Below are 23,251 nucleotides of genomic sequence, written 5' to 3' on the forward strand. Positions count from 1 at the left end.
TGCCCCAATGAGGAAGATCAGCGCCTGCATCGTGAGCTATAACGGAGCCGACGAGGTGATCCGGGCGGTGGAATCGCTGCTGAAATACACGAAGGACTGTGCGCTGACAGTTTATCTGGTGGACAACGCCAGCCCGGACGGAACCGGCGAAACGCTGGAGCGGCAGGGCTTTCCTGAAAACGTGAAGGTTATCCGGCTGCCGGAGAATCTGGGCTTCGGCAAGGGGCACAATCAGGTGCTTCCGCTGCTGGACAGTGAGTATCACTTTGTGCTGAACCCGGATATTTTCATTGATGACAATGTGCTGCCCGCCATCTGTGACTGGCTGGACGGCCACCCGGATGTGGTGATGGCCACCCCGAAGCTGCTCTTCCCGGATGGGCGGGTGCAGGTTCTGCCCAAGCGCAAGCCGAACATTCTGGGGCTTGCGGCGCGGCAGGGGGTGCCGGGGCTGAAAAAATTCGGCGACCGGTACGCCATGCTGGATGAGGACCTGAGCGTACCCACGGCCATCGAGTTCTGCACCGGCAGCTTTTTCTGCATGCGTACCAGTGTGTACAAGGCCATCGGCGGGTTTGACGAGGGCTACTTCATGTATGTGGAGGACGCGGACATCACCCAGAAGGCCCGGCAGAAGGGATTTGTGTATTATCTGCCCCAGTTCACCGCCTACCACGCCTGGCACCGGGCCCCGAACAAGAGCCTGAAGCCCTTTTTGCAGCAGCTCAAGAGCATGGGCCGCTACTTCTGTAAGTGGGGCTGGAAGCTGGGCTGCTGAGGAAAGCCCGGCGCATTTGAGGCTGCGCATCGGACCCAAGTCGACGGGAGAGTCCGCCCAAGGCAGTCAGCGGTATTTGCTGAGGAAAGCCCGGTGCGTCTGAGACTGCGCATCGGACCCGACCCGACGGGAGAGTCCGCCCAAGGCAGTCAGCGGTATTTGCTGAGGAAAGCCCGGTGCATCCGCGACTGCGTATCGGACCCTGCCAACGGTTGAGTCCGCCAAAAATCCGCGAGGGCGGCGCGGCGGGTCCGGCTTGGTGCAAGCCCGGCGCGAATGCCGCTCAACACACTACGGGCCGTTCTCGTGTACGGCCCGCAGGGGAGTAGCAAGGGCGCTTGCGCGCCTTTCGCGGCAAATGCGCCCGGTCTTACCCCGCCACCACCGCCCCGCCCCCGCTCCCTCGCAGCGTTCCGAAAGCTGAAAACGGCTGGCAATGCTTGCTGGGGAAGAAATTTCGATTTTACCCAACTTACGGGATGCGCATTTAAGGCAGTCAGCGGTATTTGCTGAGGAAAGCCCGGTGCGGTGGGTTTGCGGATCAGACATAACTTCCGGTCGAGTCCGGAAAAAAGTCGAGTCCGCCAAGGCAGTCAGCGGTCGTCGCTGAGGAAAGCCCGGTGCATCCGCGACTGCGTATTGGACTCGACCACCGGTTGAGTCCGCTAAAAAAGTTGATAGCGGCTGTAGCTCCGCTTTGTATTAAGCTGCGCAAATTTTTTATATCATACCCCGGCGAACACCGGGCAAAAAAGGAGCGTAACGCTAATGAAAGGTATTATCCTTGCCGGCGGTGCGGGCACTCGCCTGTATCCGCTCACCATGGTCACCAGCAAGCAGCTGCTGCCGGTGTACGACAAACCCATGATCTACTACCCCCTGTCCACGCTGATGCTGGCCGGCATCCAGGACATCCTGATCATCTCCACCCCGGAGGATACCCCCCGCTTCGAGAACCTGCTGGGTGACGGCAGCCAGTACGGCGTGCATCTGTCCTATAAGGTCCAGCCCAGCCCGGACGGCCTGGCTCAGGCCTTCCTGCTGGGTGAGGAGTTCATCGGCGACGATTGCTGCGCCATGATTCTGGGCGATAACATCTTCTATGGCAACGGCTTCTCCCGCATCCTGAAGGCCGCCGTGAAGAACGCCGAGGAAAACGGCCGCGCCACCGTGTTCGGCTACTACGTGAACGACCCCGAGCGGTTCGGCATCGTGGAATTCGATGAGAACGGCCGGGTCATCAGCGTGGAGGAGAAACCCGCGCAGCCCAAGTCCAACTACGCCATCACCGGTCTGTACTTCTACGACAACCGGGTCAGCGCTCAGGCCAAGCAGGTGAAGCCCAGCGCCCGGGGCGAATTGGAGATCACCACCCTGAACGCCATGTATCTGGAGGAAGGCAAGCTGGACGTGCAGCTGCTGGGCCGTGGCTTTGCCTGGCTGGATACCGGCACGATGGACAGCCTGGTGGAAGCCGCCGACTTCGTGCGTATGGTGGAAAAGCGCCAGGGCATCAAGATCAGCGCCCCCGAGGAGATCGCCTACAGGAACGGCTGGATCACCAAGGAGAAGCTGCTGGAAAGCGCCCAGCGCTACGGCAAGAGCCCCTACGGCGAACACCTGAAGCGCGTGGCCGACGCAAAGATCAAATACTAAGGGAGGCCCCTGCATGAAGATTCTCATCACCGGCGCCAGCGGTCAGCTGGGCACCGAGATCCAGCGCCAGCTGAAAAACGGCGGCAGCGCCCTGGGCCCTGTGCCTGAGCGGCTGAAGAACGCCACCGTCATCGCCACCGATGTGAACGAGCTGGACATCACCGACCGGGACGCCACCATCGCCTTTGTGCGCCGCCACCAGCCGGATACCATCATCAGCTGCGCCGCCTTCACCAACGTGGACGGCTGCGAAACCAATCCGGAAGGTGCCTTCAAGGTGAACGCCATCGGCGCCTCCAACCTGGCCCAGGCCGCCGAGCGCATCAACGCCCGGCTCATCCATGTGTCCACCGACTACGTGTTCCGTGGCGAGGGCGACAAGCCCCTGGACGAGAGCGAGCGGGTGGACCCCAAGAGCGTCTACGGCAAGACCAAGGCCCTGGGCGAGGAATATGTGAAGAATTTCTGCCACCGGTACTTCATCGTGCGCACCGCCTGGCTTTACGGCTACGCGGGCAAGAACTTCGTGAAGACCATGGTCAACGCGGGCAAGAAGTTCGGCAAGCTGGAGGTGGTCAGCGATCAGCTGGGCAACCCCACCAACGCCGAGGACCTGGCCCATCATCTGCTGCAGCTGGCCGTGAGCCACGACTACGGCGTCTACCACTGCACCGGCGAGGGCATCTGCTCCTGGTATGAGTTCGCTTCCGAGATCATCCGCCTGTCCGGCGTGGATGCCACCGTATCCCCCTGCACCAGCGCGGAATATTCCGCCAAGCACCCCGCCGCCGCTGACCGCCCCGCCTGGAGTGCGCTGGAAAACCGCATGCTCGCCTGCACTGTGGGCAACAACATGCGCGACTGGAAGGTGGCCCTGGCCGACTTCTTCGCCCACTGGAACGGCGAATGACCGCTTTTTTACGAATTGTCTCATTCATTGAATAAGGAGTATAAATAGATGAAACGCTATCTCATCACCGGCTGCGCCGGCTTTATCGGTTCCAACTTTGTTTACTACATGTTGAATAAGTACAAGGAAATCCAGTTGGTAAACCTGGACAAGCTCACCTACGCGGGCAACCTGGAGAACCTGAAGGGTGTGGAGGGCGACGAGCGCCACATCTTCGTGCAGGGCGACATCTGTGACCGGGAGCTGGTGAACGGCCTGTTCGAGAAATACGATTTTGACTACGTGATCAACTTCGCCGCCGAGAGCCACGTGGACCGCTCCATCACCAACCCCGAGATCTTCGTGGAGACCAACGTGCTGGGCACCGTGAACCTGCTGCAGTGCGCCAAGAACGCCTGGTACAAGGACGGCAAGTGGGCCGAGGGCAAGAAGTACCTGCAGGTTTCCACCGACGAGGTGTACGGCTCCCTGGGCGAGGAGGGCTACTTCATGGAGACCACCCCGCTGTGCCCCCACAGCCCCTACTCCTCCTCCAAGGCCAGCGCTGACATGTTCGTCATGGCCTTCCACGACACCTACGGCATGCCGGTGAACATCACCCGCTGCTCCAACAACTACGGCCCCTATCAGTTCCCCGAGAAGCTGATCCCCCTGATGATCAACAACGTGAAGAACCACAAGCAGCTGCCCGTGTACGGCGACGGCATGAACGTGCGCGACTGGCTGTATGTGGAGGACCACTGCAAGGCCATCGACATGGTAGCCGAGGGCGGCCGTGACGGCGAGGTCTACAACGTGGGCGGCCACAACGAGCGCCCCAACATCTTCATCGTGAAGACCATCATCAACCAGCTGCACGACCGGCTGAAGGATGAGGGCATCAACGAGGGCCTGATCAAGTACGTGGCCGACCGTCTGGGCCACGACCGCCGCTACGGCATCGACCCCACCAAGATCAAGGAGGAGCTGGGCTGGTACCCGGAGACTACCTTTGAGGTGGGCATCGTGAAGACCATCGACTGGTACCTGGCCAACGAAGAGTGGATGAACAACGTGACCAGCGGCAACTACCAGAAGTACTACGAAGAGATGTACAAGAACAAGTAAACGGCATTCAAAACGGGCCTCTCGTTTTTGCGGGAGGCCCGCTTGCGCTATCAAGGAGGAACACGCCCATGAAAAAACGGGACCTGCTGATCCTGGCCTTTCTGCCCACCGTGGCAGGCATCGTGCTGGTGAATCTGGTGGTGCTGATCTCCAGCAGCACCGGGGTCATGATCGGGCTGCAGGCGGCGTTGTCCGCCGCGCTGGTGGCGGTGTGGTATGCACTGGGCCACTGGTGCTCGCGGGAGGATAAGCGCCCCTGGCCCGGCTTCTGGCTGCTGCAGTGGTGGGGCGTGGCCAATGTGGTGTTCGGCTTTGTGCCCTCGGTGAGCGTGCTGGGGGCCCTGAGCCAGATGTACGGCGCCTGCATGAGCCTGATGCTGACCCCCTCGGCCGAGCTGCTGGGCGGGGCATATCTGCCCGCCCAGGCGCTGCTCACCCTGGCACTCACCAGTGCGGGCTATCTGCTGGGCTTTGCCGCAAAGCAAAGGAGGAGCCTGTGAGCGAATTTGCAGAATTCAGAATAGAACGGGCCACCCTGGCGGACCTTCCCGCCATGATGGCCCTGTACGCCCACGCCCGCCAGTTTATGGCCGAGCAGGGCAACCCGGACCAGTGGGGCACCGTTTACCCGGACGAGGCCCAGCTCACCGAGGACATTGAATCCGGCGGGGCCTGGCTCTGCCGGGAGAACGGGGCGCTGCTGGCGGCCTTCTATTTTGCCCCCGGGCCGGATGAGGACTATGCCGTCATCCGGGACGGCAGCTGGCTGGAGGAGGAGCGGCCCTATTGGGTGGTGCACCGGGTGGCCTCCTACGGCGGCAGGGGCGCGGCGGCCTGGTGCCTGGACTGGTGCTGGCAGCGGTGCGACAACCTGCGCATCGACACCCACCGGGACAACCTGCCCATGCAGCGGCTGCTGGAAAAATGCGGCTTCGGGCTGCGGGGCGTGGTGGACTGCCGCCACGGCGGCGAGCGCCTGGCCTACCAGAAGCTGCGGTGATCGGAATATGAAAAGAGAGCGTGCCCCGATTTGGGACACGCTCTTTTTTGCGTCTTTTTGGCGGCAAAACCGGCGATTCCCGCGTTCCGGGAGCGGATTCCCGCCCGGCGGGGTGGCGGCGGGAGGGGATTCCTGATACAATGAAGCCGGAACGAAAGGAGGGGCCGAGCATGGAAGACGGAACGGAAACCAGAATGGAGCAGGGCTTCAGCGAGCGGCTCAAACGCTACCGGAAGGAAAAGAACCTGACCCAGCAGCAGCTGGCGGACGCGCTGGGGGTGAGCAACAAAAGCGTCTCCCGCTGGGAGTCGGGCGGGGGCTACCCGGACCTGCCGCTGCTGGTGCCGCTGGCAAAGGCGCTGGGGGTCACGGCGGACGATCTGCTGGATGAGGAAAAGCCGGTGCGGGCGCTGACCCGGGCGGACTGGCAGGGGCTGCTCTCCTTTGCCTTCGCGCTGGGCGGCGGGCTGCTGTTTTATCTGCTGGCCACCTTCGCGCCGCTGGCGGTGTGCTATGCGGTGTATCTGGCCTGCCTTTGCTACGGGGCCTATCTGCAGCGGTACTACGCCCGCCACAGCCGGTGGTTCTGGCTGGGCGCGGCCGGGATGAATCTGGCGGTGAACTGGTCCGCTGCGCTGGAGCTCGTGATGCTGGTCGGGATGTTTGTGCGGCTGGGCCCGGCGGTGCTGCTGCTCCAGACCCAGAAGGAGCCGAGACTGGAGAGCTTCTGGCTGGCGCTGGTGCTCTCGGCGGCGCTGGCGCTGGGGGCCACCGCCCTTACCCTGCGCCTGCTGCACCGCCGGTTTTTTGCCGGTTCGCCGGAGAAGCTCACCCTTGGCTGGCGCATGCCCCGGGGCCGGGCGCTGCTGCCGCTGCCGGGTTTTGCGCTGCTGGCCGGGTTCTGGGCCATCTATCTGTGGCTGGAGCTGCCGCTGGTGCTCTGGCAGCGGCAGGGGGAATTCTTCGCCGGGCTGCTGGCGGCGCTGGCCGTGGTCTATGCCCTGGCGCTGAAGCGGCGGGGGCAGCAGCTGCTGGCGGCTCTGCTCACCCTGGGCATGAGCGGCGGAGTCTGGTGGCTGCGGCAGCTGAATGGAATTACCTGGGCGAAGAGTCTTTCCACCGGCAGGCTGTTCGAGTGGAATGCCGACCTGAACCCGGAACGATATCTGCCGCTGATTCAGCCGTCGCCCGCCCTCTTCGCGGCACTGGCGGCACTGGCGGCGGTCTATCTGCTGGCGGCAGGGCTGACGCTGCGGGAAAAGGAGAAAAGCGGCGTCACAGATACTGTGGAAAGTAAGCAAAGCGGCGGGGAATGACCCCGCCGCTTTTTTGTGGCGGAAAGGCGCGGCGGCCCGTACCCAAGTATGGTGGAAAGACAAGCGCCTTTTGCGGTAGAATAAAGGCAAAGCACACCGAAAAAGAGCGAGCCGGGGAAGCGGGTGAGTGTATTGAATCAACAATTTATACAAAGTGTATTATTTGATTGGGAGAAAATCGGGCGCGGAAGTTATCTGAGAGAAATAGAAGCGTTTCAAGGGCTGGAGCGGCTGGAGCTGGACCGTCCCATCACCTTCTTTGTGGGGGAAAACGGAAGCGGCAAGTCCACCCTGCTGGAGGCGATCGCAGTGGCTCATGGCTTCAATCCGGAAGGGGGGAGCAAAAACTATCGGTTCTCCACGCGGGATACCCATTCGGAGCTGTGGGAAGCGATTCGGCTGGTGAAGGGGCACCGCAGGGAAAAATGGGGATATTTTCTCCGGGCCGAAAGCTTTTACAATGTGGCAACACAGGAGGAAAGCTATGCGGACGCGCTGCACCCTTCCGCCGGATACCACGAAAAATCCCATGGCGAGAGCTTTCTGGCACTGGCACAGAACAATCTGAGAGCGAACGGGTTGTATCTGCTGGACGAACCGGAGGCCGCGTTGTCGCCGCAGCGGCAGCTTTCGCTTCTGATGCAGATCGACCGCTGCGCAAAGGACGGCGCACAGTTTTTGATCGTCACCCATTCCCCGATTCTGCTGGGGATTCCGGGCGCGGCGATCTACTGCTTTGACCAGGGCAGGCTTCACCCGTGTGAATACGAGGAGACGGAAAGCTACCGGGTGACCGAGCTGTTTATCAACAACCGGCAGGCGCTGCTGAATCGGCTTTTGAAGGAATGACAGACGGATTGCCGCCGCGCCGGGCGGCGTGCTACAATGGACAAAAGACTCCAAAGGAGGCAGAACGAATGAGGTTGGCACGAATCCTTTCGCTGGTGGTATTGGTGGCGGTGCTGTTCGTCACGGTGGACCTGGGCATCAACTGTCTGGGGGCGCTGGTGCCGGAATTGCAGGACGGCATCCCCTATTACAGCCTGCTGCAGCGGTGGTTCGGCGTGTGGGAGGGCGAGATGCGCACCCGGCCGGATTTCTTCTTTGTGTTCAGCCGCTGGCTGTGGATCTCGTTTGCGGTGTTCGTGGAAAATGCTGTGCTGTGGGGCATCAGCATCTGGAAACAGGGCCGGTGAACATTTTTTTTGCGTGAATTTTCAAAAAAACCATTGACCTGGCATCTGGTGCATCCCTTATGCTGAGGGTGCAAAACAGAGAACAGGAGGCGAATTCCATGAACGCAAAGCAAACCGAAGCGGCCACCGGCATCTCCCGGCGGAACCTGCGCTTTTACGAGGACCAGGGCCTCATCCATCCCCATCGCAACCCGGGCAACGATTACCGGGACTACTCGGAACAGGACATTCGGGACTTGAAGCTGATCCGGGCGCTGCGCATGCTGGATGTACCGCTGGAGGAGATCGGGGCCTGTCTGGAAGGAAAAACCACGCTGGCCCAGGTCTCGACGGCCCAGCAGTTCCGGCTGGAGCGGCGGCAGAAGGAGCTGGAGGCGGCCATCCGCTTTTGCCGGGAGCTGCAAAACGCCCCGCAGCCGGACGAGGAATTTCTGGATGGCCTGCTGAACCGGATGGACGCGCCGGAAAACCGGGCGGGTCTGTTCGGGGAGTGGACCCGGGACTACAAAAAGGTGGCAAGGGCCGAGGCAAAAAAGGTGTTCACCTTCACGCCGGACGACCCGGTGACAAACCCGGCGGAGTTGACGGCGGCCCTCTGCCGCTACGGCGAGCAGCAGGGGGTGAATCTGGTGGTGACCAGAGAGAGCATGGCCCCGGAATTCGAGATCGACGGCATTCCCTATACCGCGCAGCTGGTCTGGCGGCGGATGGGGCCGGGGATTCTGCTCATTGTGCGCTGCACCGCCCTGCACCCGGAGCAGCTGGAAAGCGATGTGCCCAGGGCCCGCAGCCGCTGGATGAAGCTGGTTCACTACGGCTGGCCGGTGGCGCTGTTCGTGCTGCTGTGGACGCCGCGGGTGATCGACACCGACCCGGCCAACCGGCCGGAGGTGGCACTGGCGGGCGCGACGCTGCTGGTGACCATCGCGGCCATGTACTGGGTGTTCCGCCACTTCAAAAGCTGAAACAGCTTGCATAGGGTGGGGCGGCCATGGTATGATGAGGGCAGAAACAACGGAAAGGAGGGCGCAGCCATGGGATGGAAAATGCGCACGGTTCGTGTACAAAAAGGCAACGAAATGGCAGTTCCGGCTCGAAGTGCGCCCTTTTTTCGGTCAGAACGCTGCCGCCGTGCCTGAACAGGTCACGTTTCCGGGGATTTCCCGGGAAGATTTTTGTGCAATGCATCCTTTCCGAAACAGGGCGTGAACCCATGTTTTCGGAAAGGATTTTTTGTTATGAAAATAAAACATCAGCTCCGCGCACTGTATCTTCTCGAAGCGGTGAGCGGATTCGGAATTGCCCAGGTGATCTGGGTGGTGCTGCTGGCCGGGCGGGGCTTTTCACTGGCCCAGATCGGTCTGGCCGAGGGCTTTTTTCATCTGGTCAGCTTTTTCTGCGAGGTGCCCAGCGGCATGGCGGCGGACCTGTTTGGCCGCAAGCGCACTCTGGCGGCGGGCATGGCCGTGCGGGCGCTGGCCTGCCTCGCCATGATCGCCAGCCGGGGCATCGGGGGCATCTGCCTTGCCATGGGGCTTTCGGCCCTTTCCTACAATCTGCTCAGCGGTACCCGGGAGGCCATCATCTACGACAGCCTGCTGCAGGCAAACTGCGCCGGGGACTATGAACGGGTGGCCGGGCGGATGGGTGTTCTTTTTCGCGCGTCGGCCATGGGCTGTTCGGTGTGTGCCGGGGCGGCGCTGGCTCTGGGCTGGCGGCTGGCCTATCTGACGGACCTTTTCGCCGCTCTGACGGGGCTTGTGCTGGCCCTTGGGCTGACCGAGCCGCCCTGCGGGCAGAAGGCATCGGCTGCGCTCCGGGAATTCCGGGCCCGGCTGCGGCGGCATGTGGCGGACACCGGCAGCTTTTTGCGCTGCAACCCGGCGGCGGTGGAGAAGATGCTGCTGGACGGCGCCTGCGGCTGCTGCGCCTATTTTGGGGGCCAGCTGCTGCAGCAGCGCCTGATGGAGCTGGGCCTGCCCGGCGGCCTGCTGGGCCCGGCGCTGGCGGTGATGGGGCTGGCGGGTATGGCCGGGTCCGCCCTGGCAAGCCGTGTGGGCGGGCGCTTCGGCCGGGTGGCCGTGGTGTGTGCGGCGGGCATCGGGTGCAGCCTGGCGCTGGCGGGCGCGCCGGTGCTGGCCCTGGCACTGACCGCCGGAGCCGCCGCCACCTTCTGGGACGGACTGCTGGAGGTGAAGATGACCGCCCGGCTGAACCGGGATTTCCCCAGTGACCGGCGGGCCACGCTGGTGAGTGTGCAGAGCATGGCCTACAGTCTGGCCATGCTGCCGGTGAGCCCGCTGGCGGGCGCGCTGTGCGACCGCTTCGGCTATTCCGGCGGCATGGCGGCGCTGGGGCTGGGATTGCTTTCGCTGGTGGCGGCGGGGCTTGTGCTGACCGGGATTCGGAACAGAACACAAGAAACAGAACCGCCGCGCCGCTCCAGGGGAAAGAATGGAGCGGCGCGGCGTTCTGTTTTGGGATTTTGGGGAATGCGGTCGCGGATCAGGGGAAACTCCGCGCGGGGGCAGGGAATTACAGGGCCTTGGCGGTCTCGTAGCCTGCGCCGATGGCGTCCTTGATGGTGCCGACCTTGTTGGCGTCACCGATCAGGTGGTAGCTTGCGCCGGCGGCCTTCAGCATCTCTTCCAGCGCAGGGTCGGCCTTGTAGCCCATGGCCAGAACCAGGGTGTCCGCGTCGGCGATGCAGTGCTGCTGGCCGTCCTTGGTGTACCAGATGCTCGATTCGTCCACCTTTTCCACCTTGGCGCCGCAGATCATCTGCACGCCCTTGGCCATCATGCGCTGCACCAGCAGGCTGCGGCCCGGGCCGGACTCGCTGGCCATTACGCCGGGAGCCATTTCCAGCAGGGTGATCTCCCGGTTGCGGGGGTACAGGTCATTCACCAGCGGGGCCAGGTAGTCGGCGGTTTCGCAGCCCACCGAGCCGCCGCCGATCACAACGATCTTGCGGCCGGGGAAGGCGCGGCCCGCCAGCACATCGTCGGCGGTCATCCACTGCTTGAAGCCGGTGAAGGCGGGGATTACAATGGGCTGTGCGCCCGCGCCTGCGATCACCTCATAGCCCTCGAACTCGCCCTCCAGCATGGCCTGGTCCACGGCGCAGTTCAGGCGTATCTCCACGCCCGCGCCCTCCAGACGGCGGGCCATGTACTGAATCAGACGGGTCAGGTCCTGCTTGGCGATGGGCACCGCGGCGATGCGCATCAGGCCGCCCAGCTCGGCGTCCTTCTCGCACAGCACCACATGGTGGCCACGCTTAGCGGCAACGAAGGCGGCCTCCATGCCGGCGGGGCCGCTGCCGATCACCAGCACGTTCTTCTTCTCAGCGGCGGGGGCCAGGGTGTCCTCGTTCTCCAGCTCAAAGGAGGGGTTCACGGTGCAGGCGACCCGCTTGCCGAACATGATGCCGTTCAGACAGCGCAGACAGCCGATGCAGGGGCGGATGTCGTCGGCCTTTTCAGCGGCCACCTTGTTGGCGAACTCGGGGTCGCACAGGTTCGCGCGGCCGATCATGCAGATGTCCGCTTTGCCGTTGGCGATCAGCTCCTCGGCGATCCAGGGCTCGGTGATGCGGCCCACGGTGGCCACCGGGATGGACACGTACTTCTTGATCTCGGCGGCGGTTGCGGCGTGGGATCCCATGGGGGTGCCGGGGGCGGGGATGGAGCTGCCCCGGGCGATGGTGGTGCCGCCGGACACATGCAGGAAGTCCACACCGGCCTTTTCCAGCTGCTTGGCCACGTAGATCATGTCGTTCAGGTTCAGGCCGCCGTCGGTGTACTCGCTGCCGGAGATGCGCACGTCAATGATAAAATTCTTGCCGCAGACCCGGCGAACCTCCTCGATGACCTCCAGCGTCAGGCGCAGGCGGTGGTCGATGTCGCCGCCGTATTCATCGGTGCGCTTGTTGTACAAAGGAGACAGGAAACCGCCCAGCAGGCCGTGGGCGTGGGCTGCGTGGATCTCCACACCGTCGGCACCGGCGATCTGGGCGCGCTTGGCGGCCTCGCCGAACTGGCGGATGATGACCTTCAGCTCCTCCTTGGTCACGGCGCGGGGCGCGGCCTTGGCGTAGTAGGGGCCCACGTTGGAGGGGGCGATCAGCCGGGGAGTGCCGGGCAGGGGGAAGGCCATGTGGGCCGGGTGGAACAGCTGGGGCAGGATCTTCGCGCCGTACTCGTGTACGCCGTCGGCCAGCTTCTTCCAGCCGGGGATGAAGGAATCGTCGTAGATGCACATGTCGCCGGGCAGGTAGCAGTAGGTGGGCTCCACGGTCACCACCTCGGTGACGAACAGACCAACGCCGCCCTTGGCGCGGGCCTTATAGTGCTCCACCAGCTCGTCGGTCACGTAGCCTTTGTCCGCCAGATTGGTGGACAGGGGCGGCATGAAGATGCGGTTTTTCACGGTGGTCTCGCCGATCTTGATGGGCGAGAGCAGATGCTCGTATTTGCTCATGGCCAAACTCCTTCGTATGGGGCACGGGGCCGCTGGCCTGCCGTGCCGGTTGGGTGCTTTCGTTTCGTTGGCCCCATTATAGCATGGCCGGGCTGCCAAAAGCCCGGGCGCTGGTTGCCATCAACGGCGGGATTTTGTTAGAAGTTTGACGGGTTGGGTCATAAAAACGCCGGGAAAAGACAAAAAATGCCGGTTTTAGCGCGCTGAAACGCCAAAACCGGCATTATTTGTTCTGGGAAGAAAAGTTGAAAATGGAGGTCAATCCTGCTTCGGCCCGAACTCCACCACCAGCTTGCCCTGCTGCTGGGTGAGGGCGGCGGGGCCTTCGCTCTCGCACACCACCGCCTCGCCCCGGCGCAGGATGGCAAGGCCCGGGGCCTGGTAGATCATCTGGTCCGGCTGGCGCAAAAGATGGTCCAGCAGGGCCAGGTGGGCCGCGTCCAGCCGCATCTTCTGGTCCGCGCCGGTCTCGCTGTAGCGCAGGTTCTGCAAAAAGCGCTTGCGGTAGACGCTGGGCAATATGCCGTACATCTCCTTGAAGGCGGCGGCGTAGGCCTTGGCGCTGGCCATGCCGCAGTCCAGCGCCAAGGCCTCGATGCTCTCCTTGCCCTCCAGCAGTGCCTCCAGCGAGGCCCGCACCCGCACATAGGAAAGATACTTCACAAAGGGCAGGCCGATGTGCTTTGTGAACAGCTTGGAGGTATAGGACACGCTGAAGGAAAGCTCCTTCGCCACGTCCTCCAGATGGATGTCCCGCCGGAAGTTCCGGTTGATGAACCGGATGGCCCGGCGGGAGCTTTCGTGCAGCGGCGACTGCAGCGGGATGGACTCCATGGGCCGGTGCGCTCCGCTGGCGCACAGGTCCGCCAGCTCCATCATCAGGGCGTTCAACTGGAACAGGCTGTGCTCCGGCTGGGTGAGCAGCCGCAGCAGCCGGCCCAGAGTCTGCCGCACCCGGCCCAGCAGAGCAGCGTTCTCCGCTTCGGTGCAGACCAGGGTGGAGAACAGTCCCTCCACCTGGCCCACCAGAGCCTCGGGCATCCGCTCGAAGTCGATGTGCAGCGTGAGGATCACGCTGGCCGCAGCGTTTTCCGCGCCGGGGGCCTTGCGGATCATGTGGATCTCGCCGGGGGCGATGAGGGCCAGCTGGTGGCGGTGCAACATGCGGGAAAAGCCCTCGGTGATCACCTCATACCGCCCCTCCAGCACGTAGGAAAGCTCCAGGCTGGTCTGCTGGCTGAACACCTGCCGGTCAAAGCCGTTGATGCTCAAACTCAGGGGGTGGCCGAACTTCTGGCCGGAAAAATCGTAGTAGGCGTTCATGTTCTGCATGGCGGTCCCCCCTTTTTGCCTGCAGTTTATCGGCGGGCCGTTAACGGCCGCTGTTCGCAAAGATGGTGCCCAGGTCGTACAAAATGTCGTGGGGCAGCATGCCGTACTGGCCCAGCCGGGCGGCGCACCGGTCCGCGGCCGCACCGTGCAGCCACACCGCGCACACCGCCGCATACAGCGGGTCCAGCCCCTGACACAGAAAGGCGGTGGTCATGCCCGCCAGAATGTCGCCGCTGCCGCCCCGGGAAAGCCCCGGGTTTCCGGTGGTGTTGCAGAAGACCTCGCCCTGGGGCCCGGCCACGATGGTCCGGTGGCCCTTCAGCACCACCACGCACCGGTTGGCCCGGGCATAGCCCGCGGCAACGCTTTCCCGGCTGGCGTTGATTTCCGCCGTGGTCACACCGCAGAGGCGTGCCATCTCGCCGGGATGGGGAGTGATGATGAGGGGCAGGTTGGCGGGGCGGGGCAGCGCCGGCATGGCCGCCGCGGCGTTCAGACCGTCCGCGTCCAGCACCAGGGGGCAGCCCGCGCTCTCGCCCAGCTGCTCCAGCAGGGCTGCGGTGCCCGCCGTATTGCCCAGACCCGGCCCGAAGAGCAGCGCGTCCGAGCCACGGGCCGCCTGCAGAATCCGCTCGCCCTCCGCCGGGGCGATGCCGCCGTCCTCACCGGTGCGGCAGGGCAGGAACACCGCCTCCGGGCAGCGGGCGCCCACCGCCTGGATCACCGGCTCGATGGCCGCCAGGGTCAGCACCCCGGCCCCGGCGCGCAGCGCGCCCTCCACCGCCAGCGCAGCCGCGCCCCGGTACTGGCTGCAGCCGCAGACACACAGCAGCTTGCCGTAGCTGCCCTTGTGGCTGTCCGGCTTGCGGGCGGGCAGATGCTCAAACACCAGGCTCGCCGTGATCTCCTTTGCCATATCCGTTCCTCCCCTTTTTCGCCCGGCGGCATGGCCGGGCGGAGTGTTTTGTGGTATGATTTTATTATACCTATTATACTACAACCGCCCCCGGGCGGCAAAGAGATGCAAGGCAAAGGAGTGTGGCCCCATGGACCAGCGTTTGGAGGAATTGATCGCAAAGAGCAATAACATTGTGTTTTTCGGCGGCGCGGGGGTGAGCACCGAGAGCGGCATCCCGGACTTCCGCAGCGTGGACGGCCTTTACAACCAGCAGTGGAAGTATCCGCCGGAGCAGATCATCAGCCACAGCTTTTTTGAAGCCGATCCCGAGGAGTTCTACCGGTTTTACCGGGCCAAGCTGATCGTGAAGGACGCAAAGCCCAACGCGGCCCATCTGCGGCTGGCCAGGCTGGCCAGACTGGAGGCCCAGGGCCAGCTGAAAGCGGTGATCACCCAGAACATCGACGGGCTGCACCAGGCGGCAGGCAGCAAAAACGTACTGGAATTACACGGCAGCACCCTGCGCAACTACTGCACCCGCTGCGGCAAATTTTATCCGGTGGAGTTCATTGCCGAGAGCCAGGGCATTCCCCGGTGCGAGTGCGGCGGCGTCGTGAAGCCGGATGTGGTGCTCTATGAGGAATCGCTGGACCAGAAGGTGCTGACCCGGGCGGTGCGCGCGCTGGAGGCGGCGGACCTGCTGATCGTGGGCGGCACCAGTCTGGCGGTGTATCCGGCGGCGGGCCTTCTGCGCTATTACGGCGGCAAAGAGCTGGTGGTCATCAACATGACCCCTACCCCGGCGGACAAGCTGGCCACCCTGTGCATCCAGCAGCCCATCGGTCAGGTTTTGGGAGAATAAGATAGAATTATTCAATAAAATTACAAAAAATCATTAAAAACAAACAAAAACTGTTGCAACTGCCCCCGCTGTGCTGGTATAGTATAAGTTATGAAGCAAGATACCCGGCGCGGATAATTTGATTGAAATTGGGGGCGTTGTTATGGAACGGACACAGAAGATCCCGCCGAGGGCCAAGGCGTTCATGGTCTGCCTGCTGGGCGCGGAATACGCCCTGGACGCCGCCCGCGGTCAGGCATTCGACGGGGTAAGGGCCTGCCTGGAACGGATGCGCATCGTGGCCGACATTGTGCTGCTCACCAACCTGAACGTGCGCTCGGCCTGCAGCGAGTGGAATTTCCACAGCCTGCCCCCCTGCGCGGCGATGTGCATCAAGCGGCGGGAGCTGGCCTATTGCGTGAACGAGCTGCTGAACCGGGGCTACGACCGGCAGAAGGTGCTGGTGGTGGGCTTCGGGTCCCAGTGTCTGGCGGCGGCGGAAAAAAACAGCGTGCTGTTTTACCCCATTCTGCCGGGGCAGGAGGCTGCGTGCTGGCACTCGCTGGAGGAGGAAGCCCTGCCCAAGCTGTTGCACGGAACCTATGCGGGCGACTACCAGCGGCGGCTGCTGGCCCGCCACAATGCGGCGCTGGCTCTGGCGGGCAGTGAAGCGCCCGCGCCCTGAAATACAACAGAAAAGGGAGCGTTCTGCGAAGGAACGCTCCCTTTCTATTTTTCAATTCACGCTCAGGCAGCCTGCTGCACCCGCACCAGGAAGAAATAACGAATCGAGCCGCGCCAGCCGAAGCCCGCCTCCACCTGATAGAGGTAAAGGCCCGGGGTGCCGGGGCTGATGATCTGACCGTCGCTCACATCGGCCAGCTCCACAAAGTTTTCCAGCGCATCGTCCGACGCGCGCTGGATGCGCAGCGTCTTGGGCGGCAGCGAAAAGCTGATGTCCAGCACGCTGTTGGGGGCCAGATCCACCGGATACAGCTGCTCCCGCAGGGTGGCGCTGGTATAGGTGGGGGTGTTCTTGGCCACGGTGGTGAAGAAGTTCCACTCGTATCCGGCCCGGAAAACCATCTTGTCGTTCAGGTTCATGTCCCCGTTCACCGTGATGGTGATGGTGGGCAGCGCCTGCTCCGGGTCCTTCACATCCATATTTTCCCGGATCAGCACCGTGATGATGATGGCCACGGTCATGAGCACCGCGCCCAGCAGCAGCTTGCGGATCACAAGCCTTGGCGTATACATGCAAAAGCCCCCCTCGCAATAGTTACCTTTTCATTATATACGAACCGGAGGAAAAAATCCAGCAGCGGGGGTTGAAGGGCCCCGCAAAAGCAGGTAAAATTACAAAAGAGACAAAAATGGGGCACAAACGCTCCGCAAAGGGGGAGAAGAAACGATGAAAATTGTTGTGCTGGACAGCTACTGTGTGCGCCCGGGAGACCTGGACTGGACCGGCCTGTACGACCTGGCGGATGTGGTGGAGGAATACCCCCGCACGCCTCCGGAGCAGCTGATCGACCGGCTGCGGGACGCGGATTTTGCGGTGAGCAACAAGTGCCGCATCGACGACGCGGTGCTGGATGCCTGCCCGCGCCTTCGCTGGGTGGGCCTGACCGCCACCGGCACCGACAGTCTGGATCTGGAGGCCTGCCATCGCCACGGGGTGGCGGTGGCCAATGTGCCGGGCTATTCCACCGAAAGCGTGGCCCAGCACGGCTTTGCCCTGCTGCTGGAGCTGGCCAACAGCATCGCCGGCCGGGCCGCCAGCCTGCGGGACGGCTACTGGCAGACCGGCGTGCCGGATTCCTACGGCATTCACCCCCATTTTGAGCTGGCGGGCCGCACCTTCGGCGTGGTGGGCTACGGAGCCATCGGCCGGGCGGCGGCGCGCATCGCAAAGGGCTTCGGCATGCGGGTGCTGGCCTATACCCGCCATGTGAAGCCGGAATATGCCGCCGACGGGGTGGAATTCGTGCCCTTCGAGCAGCTGCTGGAGGACAGCGACGTGGTGAGCCTGCACTGCCCGGCCACCGCCGAGACCCGGGGCATGATCGACAAAGCTGCCCTGGCCGCCATGAAGCCGGGGGCAATTCTTCTGAACACCGCCCGGGGTGCGCTGGTGGACGAAGCGGCGGTGTGCGCCGCGCTGAAAAGCGGGCATCTGGGCTACTATGCCTCGGACGTGGCGGCTCACGAGCCGGTGCGCCCGAAGGATGAGCTGCTCCATTGCCCGAATGTGCTGCTCACCCCGCACGTGGCCTGGGCCACCCAGGAGGCGCTGGCCCGGCTGAGCGCCGAGGTGTGCGCCAATCTGGAGGCATTTTTGCAGGGCGAGCGGCGCAATCTTGTTTAACGAATAAAAGCGGGGCCGGACCCCTGGCAAACGGAAAGGAGCGGGTGTCTTGACCCCCTTGAAGCGACAGTTTTTTCGCTATGCGCTGCCCAGCATGCTGAGCCAGCTGCTGAACAGCTGCTTTATTATTGTGGACGGCTTTTTTATCGGCCGGAATCTGGGCGACATCGGCCTTGCGGCCATCAACGTGGCCTGGCCCATCACCGCCTTCATTCAGGCGGTGAGCCTGGGCCTGGGGCTGGGAGGCGCGGTGCGTCTTTCCACCGCTCTGGGCCGGGGCGATAAGGAGGAAGCCGCGCTGGCGCGAGGCAACACCCTCACGGCGCTGGCCGCGGCGGGCGTGGCCATGAGCCTGGGGCTCTGGCTGGCCTGCCCGGTGATCCTGCCGCTGATCGGCGCAAAGGGGGAACTGTATGCCCCGGCGCTGGAATACAGCCGGATGATCTGCGCGCTGGCTCTGGGCCAGACCATCAATACCGGCGTGCTGCCCCTTTTGCGGGGCAGCCACAAGACCATGCAGGCCATGAGTTTCACTATCGTGGGCCTGTTGGGCAACATCCTCATGGACTGGCTGTTCATTCAGGTCTTTCAGTGGGGGCTGGCGGGCGCCGCGGTGGCCACCGGCTCGTCCCAGATTCTCTGCGCGGTTCTGGCCCTGCCCACGTTGCTGGCTGTGCGGGAGCTGCCGCTGCGCCGGGCGGATTTCGCCCCCCGCTGGCAGATGCTCCGGGGCATTGTGCAATACGGCATCTCGCCCTTTGGCCTCTCCATCTCCACCAGTGTGATTCTGCTCATCACCAATCTGCAGGCGCTGCACTGGGGCGGTACCCGGGGCGTGGCGGTGTATGCGGTGCTCAGCTATGTGCTGGGCGCGGTGATCCCGCTGGTGAGCGGCGTGGGCGACGGCGTGCAGCCACTGCTCAGCCATGCCCGGGGCGCGGGCGAGTGGGGCCAGCTGGCCCAGCTGCGCCGCTGGGGCCTGAGCCTTGCGGTGGGGGGTGCCCTTGTGTGCAGCGTTCTTACCTGGATGGGCCGCAGCCAGCTGCCGCTGGTGTTCGGGGCCAGCCCCGAGGCCACCGCCGAGGGTGCGGCGGCCATGTGGACCCTTTGCATCGGCTACCCCTTCATGGCGGTGGTGCGCTTTTGCAGCAGCTACTTCTGCGCGGTGGGCGAGCCGGTGTTCAGCGGCATTCTGGCCTACGGCGAACCGCTGGGCACCCAGCCCCTGATGCTGCTGGTGCTGCCCCTTTTCCTGGGGCTCACCGGCGTGTGGGTGGCCTGGCCCGCGGCGGTGGCCCTGGCGGCTGTGGCCGCGCTGGTGCTGCTGGCGATGCAGGCGGGCAAACAGCCCCCGGCGGCTAAAAACGAAAATCTGGCCGGGCAGCGGCCCTGACCATTTGAATAAACGGCCCGCAATGGAACGGGCGGATAGGGAGGAACCACCATGGAAGAGAAAAAGACCGTGGCCGGAGCGACCGGCGGCACGCTGGTGAACTTTGTGCTGCTGGAGCAGCCCGCCTTTGACCGGGAGAAGCTGCTCCGGGACCTGCAGAGCGAATGGGCTCTGGCGGGGAACGGCGAAAAGGAGGCCCCCGCCACCGGCAACGTGGTGTTTGACGATCAGGGCATGATCGCGGCAGTGGCACTGATCGATGCGCCGGTGCCCGAGGGCGAGGCGGAGCAGCAGGCGAAGACCAACTACTGGTGGCCTCAGGCGGTGCAGGCCGCGGCGGCCCACAAGGCCCATCTGCTCATCACCGTGCTGCCCCAGGGGCAGGCGAGCCCGGTGGAGGCGGCCAAGCTGCTCACCAAGGTGAGCGCGGCGGCCTGCGCCCAGCCCGGCGCGCTGGGCGTGATGGCGGCGGGCACCCTGCTGGCCCCGGATTTTTACCGGGCCGTGGCCGACACCATGAAGGAGGACGTGCTGCCCATCCTGAACTGGGTGTACTTCGGCCTGTGGCAGAGCGAGCAGGGGGTGTGCGCCTATACGTATGGCCTGCGGGACTTTGAGCTGCCCGAGCTGGAGATTTTGCACAGCGCCCGCCGCCCGGTGGAGCTGAGGGACCTGCTGGCAAATCTGGTCATGGATCTGCTGGAGGGGGACCTGGAGCTGGCCGAGGGCCAGACGCTGGACACCGGGGACGGCGTGCCGGTTCCGGTGAGCCGCAGCGCCGGTGTGGCCGTGGAGGGCGAAAGCTTCAAGCTGGGCTTCTGAACACAGGGAATTTGACACAAAGAACAGGGAAGGAGAACGAGACAGGGGATGACAGGGCTGTTGGACGAAAAGACCCGAATCCGCGCTGAGGAGCTGGCGGCCCAGCGCCGCTGGTACGACGCGTTGGATCTGGTGCAGGATCAGGTGGAGGGAGCCATCGATCTTGGCCTTGTCAGCCGGGAGCAGATGCGCGCGGATCTGGAGCTGGCGCTGCTGGTGGCCCGGCTGGACCTGGGCGCGGCGGAGTACGAGGCCTGGCAGCAGGCGGTGCAGTGGCTGGCCCGGCTGGAGGAGCAGGGCCGGGGCAATCCGGAATGGTGCCGCAGTCTGGCGCTGGCCCGGCTGTATACCGGTGCGCCCGAGGAGGCGCTGCGTCTGGCCCGCATGGGCCTCAGTCTGGACGGGCAGGACGAGACCTGCCGGTATCTGGCGGCGGTGCTCGCCGCCCATTTTGGCGACAGGGCCGAGGGCATCGCGCTGCTGGAGGAGGGCCTTGCCGCCCATCCCGGCCAGCGCCGCTTGGCGGACGCTTTGGAGCGCTTGCAGGCGGGGCAGAGCCTTGAGCAGATCGAGACGGCCCGGCTGGAGGCAGAGGGCATCTGCCCGGCCCAGAGCGAGGAGCGGGCAAGCCATGGCCTGCGCACCCCCGCGGAAGAAGCGCTGTTCTGCATGCTGGGCGATGACGAGGGCCTGACAAAAGCCGCCGCAGCCTTCGGTGCGGAAAATCCCCTCTTTGAGGGCATCTACTGCTTTGCGGACCTGATCTTCCAGGGCAATTTTGTGAACCTGCGGCTGGACATGAACCAGCGGGGCGCGGGCAAGATCGGCCAGGACTGGGCCGCCGCCCTCACCGCCCGGCTGGAGGAGCTGGACCGGCTGGCCAAGGCGGCCATCCGGAAAAAGGAGCCGGGCCGTCGGCTGGAGCTGGCCCATCTGCTCGTTGAGCGCAGCGGCTGCTTCCGGCTGGGCTATCAGGTGGGCCGAAGCCGGGAGGAACGGCTCTTCGCCTACCAGCGGTTCGACCCCCGGTTTGAGATTTGGGGTGAGCCGCAATACGAGGACTATTCGGCGGACGAGGTGCCCCTGCCCCCGGAGGAGGCGGGGCCGCTGGCTTCCGCTGCCGCCTATACAAAGGAGCAGAAGGAACGGCTGATCGAGCATCTGCGCCGCTGGCTGGGCCCGGTGGACCGGGTGATCCCCCCGGCCGAGCAGGGCGGGGTGGAGCTGCTGGTGCTGGGGCCCACCCGCCACCGGCACTGGACGGTGCTCATCACCTGCGGCATGGGCGCTGTGCCCATGAACGTGCCGCCGGAGCTGGCGGGCTTCGGGGCCGAGCGGGCCGAGATCATGATGTATCTGCCCCCGCACTGGAACGCACTTTCCGCCGACCCCAAGGATGCCTGGCCGGTGGGCTGGCTGCGGCTGCTGGCCGCCATGCCCCGCCAGCAGGGCACCTGGCTGGGCTGGGGCCATACCATCCCCAACGGGCGGCCCTTTGCCCCTGGCTGCGGCTTCACCGGGGTGATCCTGCTCACCCCCGGCGGCGTGCCGGAGGCGGCGGCGGTCTGCCCGCTGCCCGATGGGGGCGAGGTGAACCTGTATCAGGCCGCGCCCCTTTATAACGAGGAGATGGCCTATAAGCTGGAGCAGGAGGCCGAGGGCCTTTTGCGCCGGTTCGATGAGGTCCAGCTGGAGCCCCGTGCCCCGTTGGGTGAGCCCCTCCGGCCCAATGCCTGCCCGGCAAAGGGCGGTGCGCCGGAAAACGAGGCCCTGCTGGAGCAGATCGAGGCCTGGAACACCGACCGGCAGTACGAGCGGATTCTGGAAGCCATTCTGGAGGTTTCGCCCGAACAGCGCGGCCCGAAGCTGCTGGGCCAGCAGGCCCGGGCGCTGAATAACCTGGGCCGCTTTGAAGAGGCGCTGAAAATTCTGGAGCTGTGCAAAGAGCAGAGCGCGGCGGACCCGCTGTGGCATTTCCGGGCGGGGTACGCCTGGTATCATCTGGGCAAAGAGGAAAAGGCGCTGGAGGCCTTTGACCGGGCGGACGAGCTGGCCCCCGGCGACGAGGAGACCGAGCGGTATCTGGACTGGTGCCGCAGCGCCATTGCCCTGCCGGTGCAAAAGCAGCCCTTCACCGAGCGTGTGCGGGATTACTGGGCCGCCTTTTCGGCCCGGGAAGCCCAGCTGCGGGCGCTGAGCGAAGCGGGCGAGAGCGAAAAAGCCCGCCAGGCCCATGCAGAGCTGCTGGCCGGGGTGTTCGGAGGGGCGGAATTCTCGCTGGACACCGGGGCGGATGGCCGTCTGCGGCTGGCGGTGTGGGCCGAGTGCATGCCCACCCGGCTGATTCAGATCCTTCACTGGCGGGAGCAGGCCCCCGCGGCGCTGGCGGAGCACTGGGTATTCTGGGCGGGCCAGCCCGCTGACCCGGATGCCCCGGCCTTGCAGGAGGCGCTGGCCTGGCCCCAGAAGAGGGGCGAGAAGGCCGTGGTGGCTCTCTGGGCCCCGGATCTGCACGCCGGGCAGGACATCGCGCCCGCGGCCCGGCTGCTGAGCCAGGCCATGGGCGAGGGCGCCGCGCTGTGCCGCGTGGAGCGGCTGGAGGTGCTGAGCGAGCCCCGGCCCCAGGGCGGCATGCCGCTGCGCCAGCTGCGCAGGCAGATGGCGGACTGGTTCTGCGGCGGCGACGAGGCCGCGCTGGACGAGGCCCAGTCCATCGGCTGGAATTATCAGAACTATTGCTACGAGCCCGCCACCCAGGAGGACTGGGCCCTGCGGCAGGACGTGATCGCCGGTGCCACCTGCTGCAGTGAGCTGCTGGCGGACTACTACCGGGGCGACGATTCCCGGATGGACCGGTTGCAGGCGGACGGCGTGATCTGCGGCTTTTTCTTCTACAGCACCGAGCAGGTGCCGGAGGCCCAGCGGGTGGAGCTGCGGGGCCGCCTGGAGGATGAGCTGCAGCAGGCGGCAGGGGAGAATCTGTGGATTCTGGGCGGAGCCACCGGCTTTGCCTATTCCTACATCGACTGCATCTGCTTTGATTTGAAGCCGGTGCTGAACGCGGCCAGCGCGCTGCTGAACCGCTACCCCTTCGCCGAGATCGGCTTCCACGTGTTCCGGCTGAACTGCGGCGGTGTGAACCTGCGGGACGA

The 23,251-nt window shown here is 64.5% G+C and carries 21 protein-coding genes; 17 read left to right on the forward strand and 4 right to left on the reverse strand.

Translation table 11 applies throughout. The features are described from left to right. The 11 genes from J7G73_RS09100 to J7G73_RS09150 all read left to right on the forward strand — a co-directional run. Positions 1 to 778, forward strand: a 778-nt coding sequence (locus J7G73_RS09100) for a glycosyltransferase family 2 protein (protein ID WP_367113976.1), incomplete at its 5' end; no start/stop codon positions are given. Positions 779 to 1,546: 768 nt separating this feature from the next. Continuing rightward, the gene (gene rfbA, locus J7G73_RS09105) at positions 1,547 to 2,434 is read left to right on the forward strand and encodes a glucose-1-phosphate thymidylyltransferase RfbA (protein WP_291246023.1); all 888 of its coding nucleotides are present in this window, start codon (positions 1,547 to 1,549) and stop codon (positions 2,432 to 2,434) included. Between the two features lie 13 nt (positions 2,435 to 2,447). Then, on the forward strand, positions 2,448 to 3,344 hold the full coding sequence (gene rfbD / locus J7G73_RS09110; RefSeq protein ID WP_087294141.1) for a dTDP-4-dehydrorhamnose reductase: 897 nt from the start codon (positions 2,448 to 2,450) through the stop codon (positions 3,342 to 3,344). 48 nt (positions 3,345 to 3,392) lie between these two features. Next, positions 3,393 to 4,451 (forward strand): dTDP-glucose 4,6-dehydratase, encoded by a 1,059-nt coding sequence (gene rfbB, locus J7G73_RS09115; protein WP_087294139.1) that lies wholly within the window; start codon positions 3,393 to 3,395, stop codon positions 4,449 to 4,451. Between the two features lie 68 nt (positions 4,452 to 4,519). Further along, positions 4,520 to 4,951, forward strand: coding sequence for a hypothetical protein (locus J7G73_RS09120; protein ID WP_291246024.1), 432 nt, complete (start codon positions 4,520 to 4,522; stop codon positions 4,949 to 4,951). Continuing rightward, on the forward strand, positions 4,948 to 5,451 hold the full coding sequence (locus tag J7G73_RS09125) for a GNAT family N-acetyltransferase (protein WP_291246025.1): 504 nt from the start codon (positions 4,948 to 4,950) through the stop codon (positions 5,449 to 5,451). Before J7G73_RS09120 ends, J7G73_RS09125 begins: the two co-directional genes overlap by 4 nt. 170 nt (positions 5,452 to 5,621) lie before the next feature. Further along, a complete protein-coding gene (locus J7G73_RS09130) occupies positions 5,622 to 6,767 on the forward strand; it encodes a helix-turn-helix transcriptional regulator (protein ID WP_291246026.1) in 1,146 nt (381 codons plus the stop codon). A 132-nt stretch (positions 6,768 to 6,899) separates the two neighbouring features. After that, positions 6,900 to 7,616 carry an AAA family ATPase gene (locus J7G73_RS09135; protein ID WP_087294133.1) on the forward strand — a complete coding sequence of 239 codons (717 nt, stop codon included), beginning with the start codon at positions 6,900 to 6,902 and terminating at the stop codon, positions 7,614 to 7,616. A gap of 68 nt (positions 7,617 to 7,684) precedes the next feature. After that, a complete protein-coding gene (locus tag J7G73_RS09140) occupies positions 7,685 to 7,963 on the forward strand; it encodes a hypothetical protein (protein WP_270913357.1) in 279 nt (92 codons plus the stop codon). A gap of 98 nt (positions 7,964 to 8,061) precedes the next feature. Continuing rightward, entirely contained in the window at positions 8,062 to 8,928 is an 867-nt protein-coding gene (locus J7G73_RS09145) for a MerR family transcriptional regulator (protein ID WP_291246027.1), read from the forward strand. A gap of 273 nt (positions 8,929 to 9,201) precedes the next feature. Further along, positions 9,202 to 10,545: an MFS transporter gene (locus tag J7G73_RS09150; protein ID WP_291246028.1), complete on the forward strand. Its 1,344-nt coding sequence runs from the start codon at positions 9,202 to 9,204 to the stop codon at positions 10,543 to 10,545. Here the strand turns inward: J7G73_RS09150 and J7G73_RS09155 are convergent. From J7G73_RS09155 to J7G73_RS09165, 3 genes are all read right to left on the reverse strand, one after another. After that, positions 10,499 to 12,445, reverse strand: coding sequence for an FAD-dependent oxidoreductase (locus tag J7G73_RS09155; protein ID WP_291246029.1), 1,947 nt, complete (start codon positions 12,443 to 12,445; stop codon positions 10,499 to 10,501). The genes J7G73_RS09150 and J7G73_RS09155 overlap by 47 nt on opposite strands. A gap of 258 nt (positions 12,446 to 12,703) precedes the next feature. Beyond that, on the reverse strand, positions 12,704 to 13,777 hold the full coding sequence (locus J7G73_RS09160; protein ID WP_291246030.1) for an AraC family transcriptional regulator: 1,074 nt from the start codon (positions 13,775 to 13,777) through the stop codon (positions 12,704 to 12,706). 40 nt (positions 13,778 to 13,817) lie between these two features. Continuing rightward, the gene (locus tag J7G73_RS09165; protein WP_291246031.1) at positions 13,818 to 14,693 is read right to left on the reverse strand and encodes an NAD(P)H-hydrate dehydratase; all 876 of its coding nucleotides are present in this window, start codon (positions 14,691 to 14,693) and stop codon (positions 13,818 to 13,820) included. Between the two features lie 130 nt (positions 14,694 to 14,823). On the opposite strand from J7G73_RS09165, the gene J7G73_RS09170 reads away from it, so the two are divergent. After that, the gene (locus J7G73_RS09170) at positions 14,824 to 15,537 is read left to right on the forward strand and encodes an NAD-dependent protein deacylase (RefSeq protein ID WP_291246032.1); all 714 of its coding nucleotides are present in this window, start codon (positions 14,824 to 14,826) and stop codon (positions 15,535 to 15,537) included. A gap of 142 nt (positions 15,538 to 15,679) precedes the next feature. Further along, positions 15,680 to 16,201: a hypothetical protein gene (locus tag J7G73_RS09175; RefSeq protein WP_143424692.1), complete on the forward strand. Its 522-nt coding sequence runs from the start codon at positions 15,680 to 15,682 to the stop codon at positions 16,199 to 16,201. 62 nt (positions 16,202 to 16,263) lie between these two features. On the opposite strand, the gene J7G73_RS09180 is transcribed toward J7G73_RS09175, so the two are convergent. Further along, positions 16,264 to 16,773, reverse strand: a complete 510-nt coding sequence (locus J7G73_RS09180; protein ID WP_143424691.1) for a hypothetical protein — start codon at positions 16,771 to 16,773, stop codon at positions 16,264 to 16,266. Positions 16,774 to 16,927: 154 nt separating this feature from the next. Between J7G73_RS09180 and J7G73_RS09185 the strand changes: the two genes are divergently transcribed. The 4 genes from J7G73_RS09185 to J7G73_RS09200 form a co-directional block, all read left to right on the forward strand. Next, positions 16,928 to 17,884 (forward strand): D-2-hydroxyacid dehydrogenase, encoded by a 957-nt coding sequence (locus J7G73_RS09185; protein ID WP_291246033.1) that lies wholly within the window; start codon positions 16,928 to 16,930, stop codon positions 17,882 to 17,884. A 49-nt stretch (positions 17,885 to 17,933) separates the two neighbouring features. Next, positions 17,934 to 19,277 (forward strand): MATE family efflux transporter, encoded by a 1,344-nt coding sequence (locus tag J7G73_RS09190; protein ID WP_291246034.1) that lies wholly within the window; start codon positions 17,934 to 17,936, stop codon positions 19,275 to 19,277. A gap of 51 nt (positions 19,278 to 19,328) precedes the next feature. Continuing rightward, positions 19,329 to 20,099: a DUF4261 domain-containing protein gene (locus tag J7G73_RS09195; protein ID WP_291246035.1), complete on the forward strand. Its 771-nt coding sequence runs from the start codon at positions 19,329 to 19,331 to the stop codon at positions 20,097 to 20,099. Between the two features lie 48 nt (positions 20,100 to 20,147). Next, the coding region (locus J7G73_RS09200) for a suppressor of fused domain protein (protein ID WP_291246036.1) at positions 20,148 to 23,251 on the forward strand (3,104 nt) is incomplete at its 3' end.

The organism is Allofournierella sp., assembly GCF_017889395.1.
Lineage (GTDB): Bacteria > Bacillota > Clostridia > Oscillospirales > Ruminococcaceae > Allofournierella.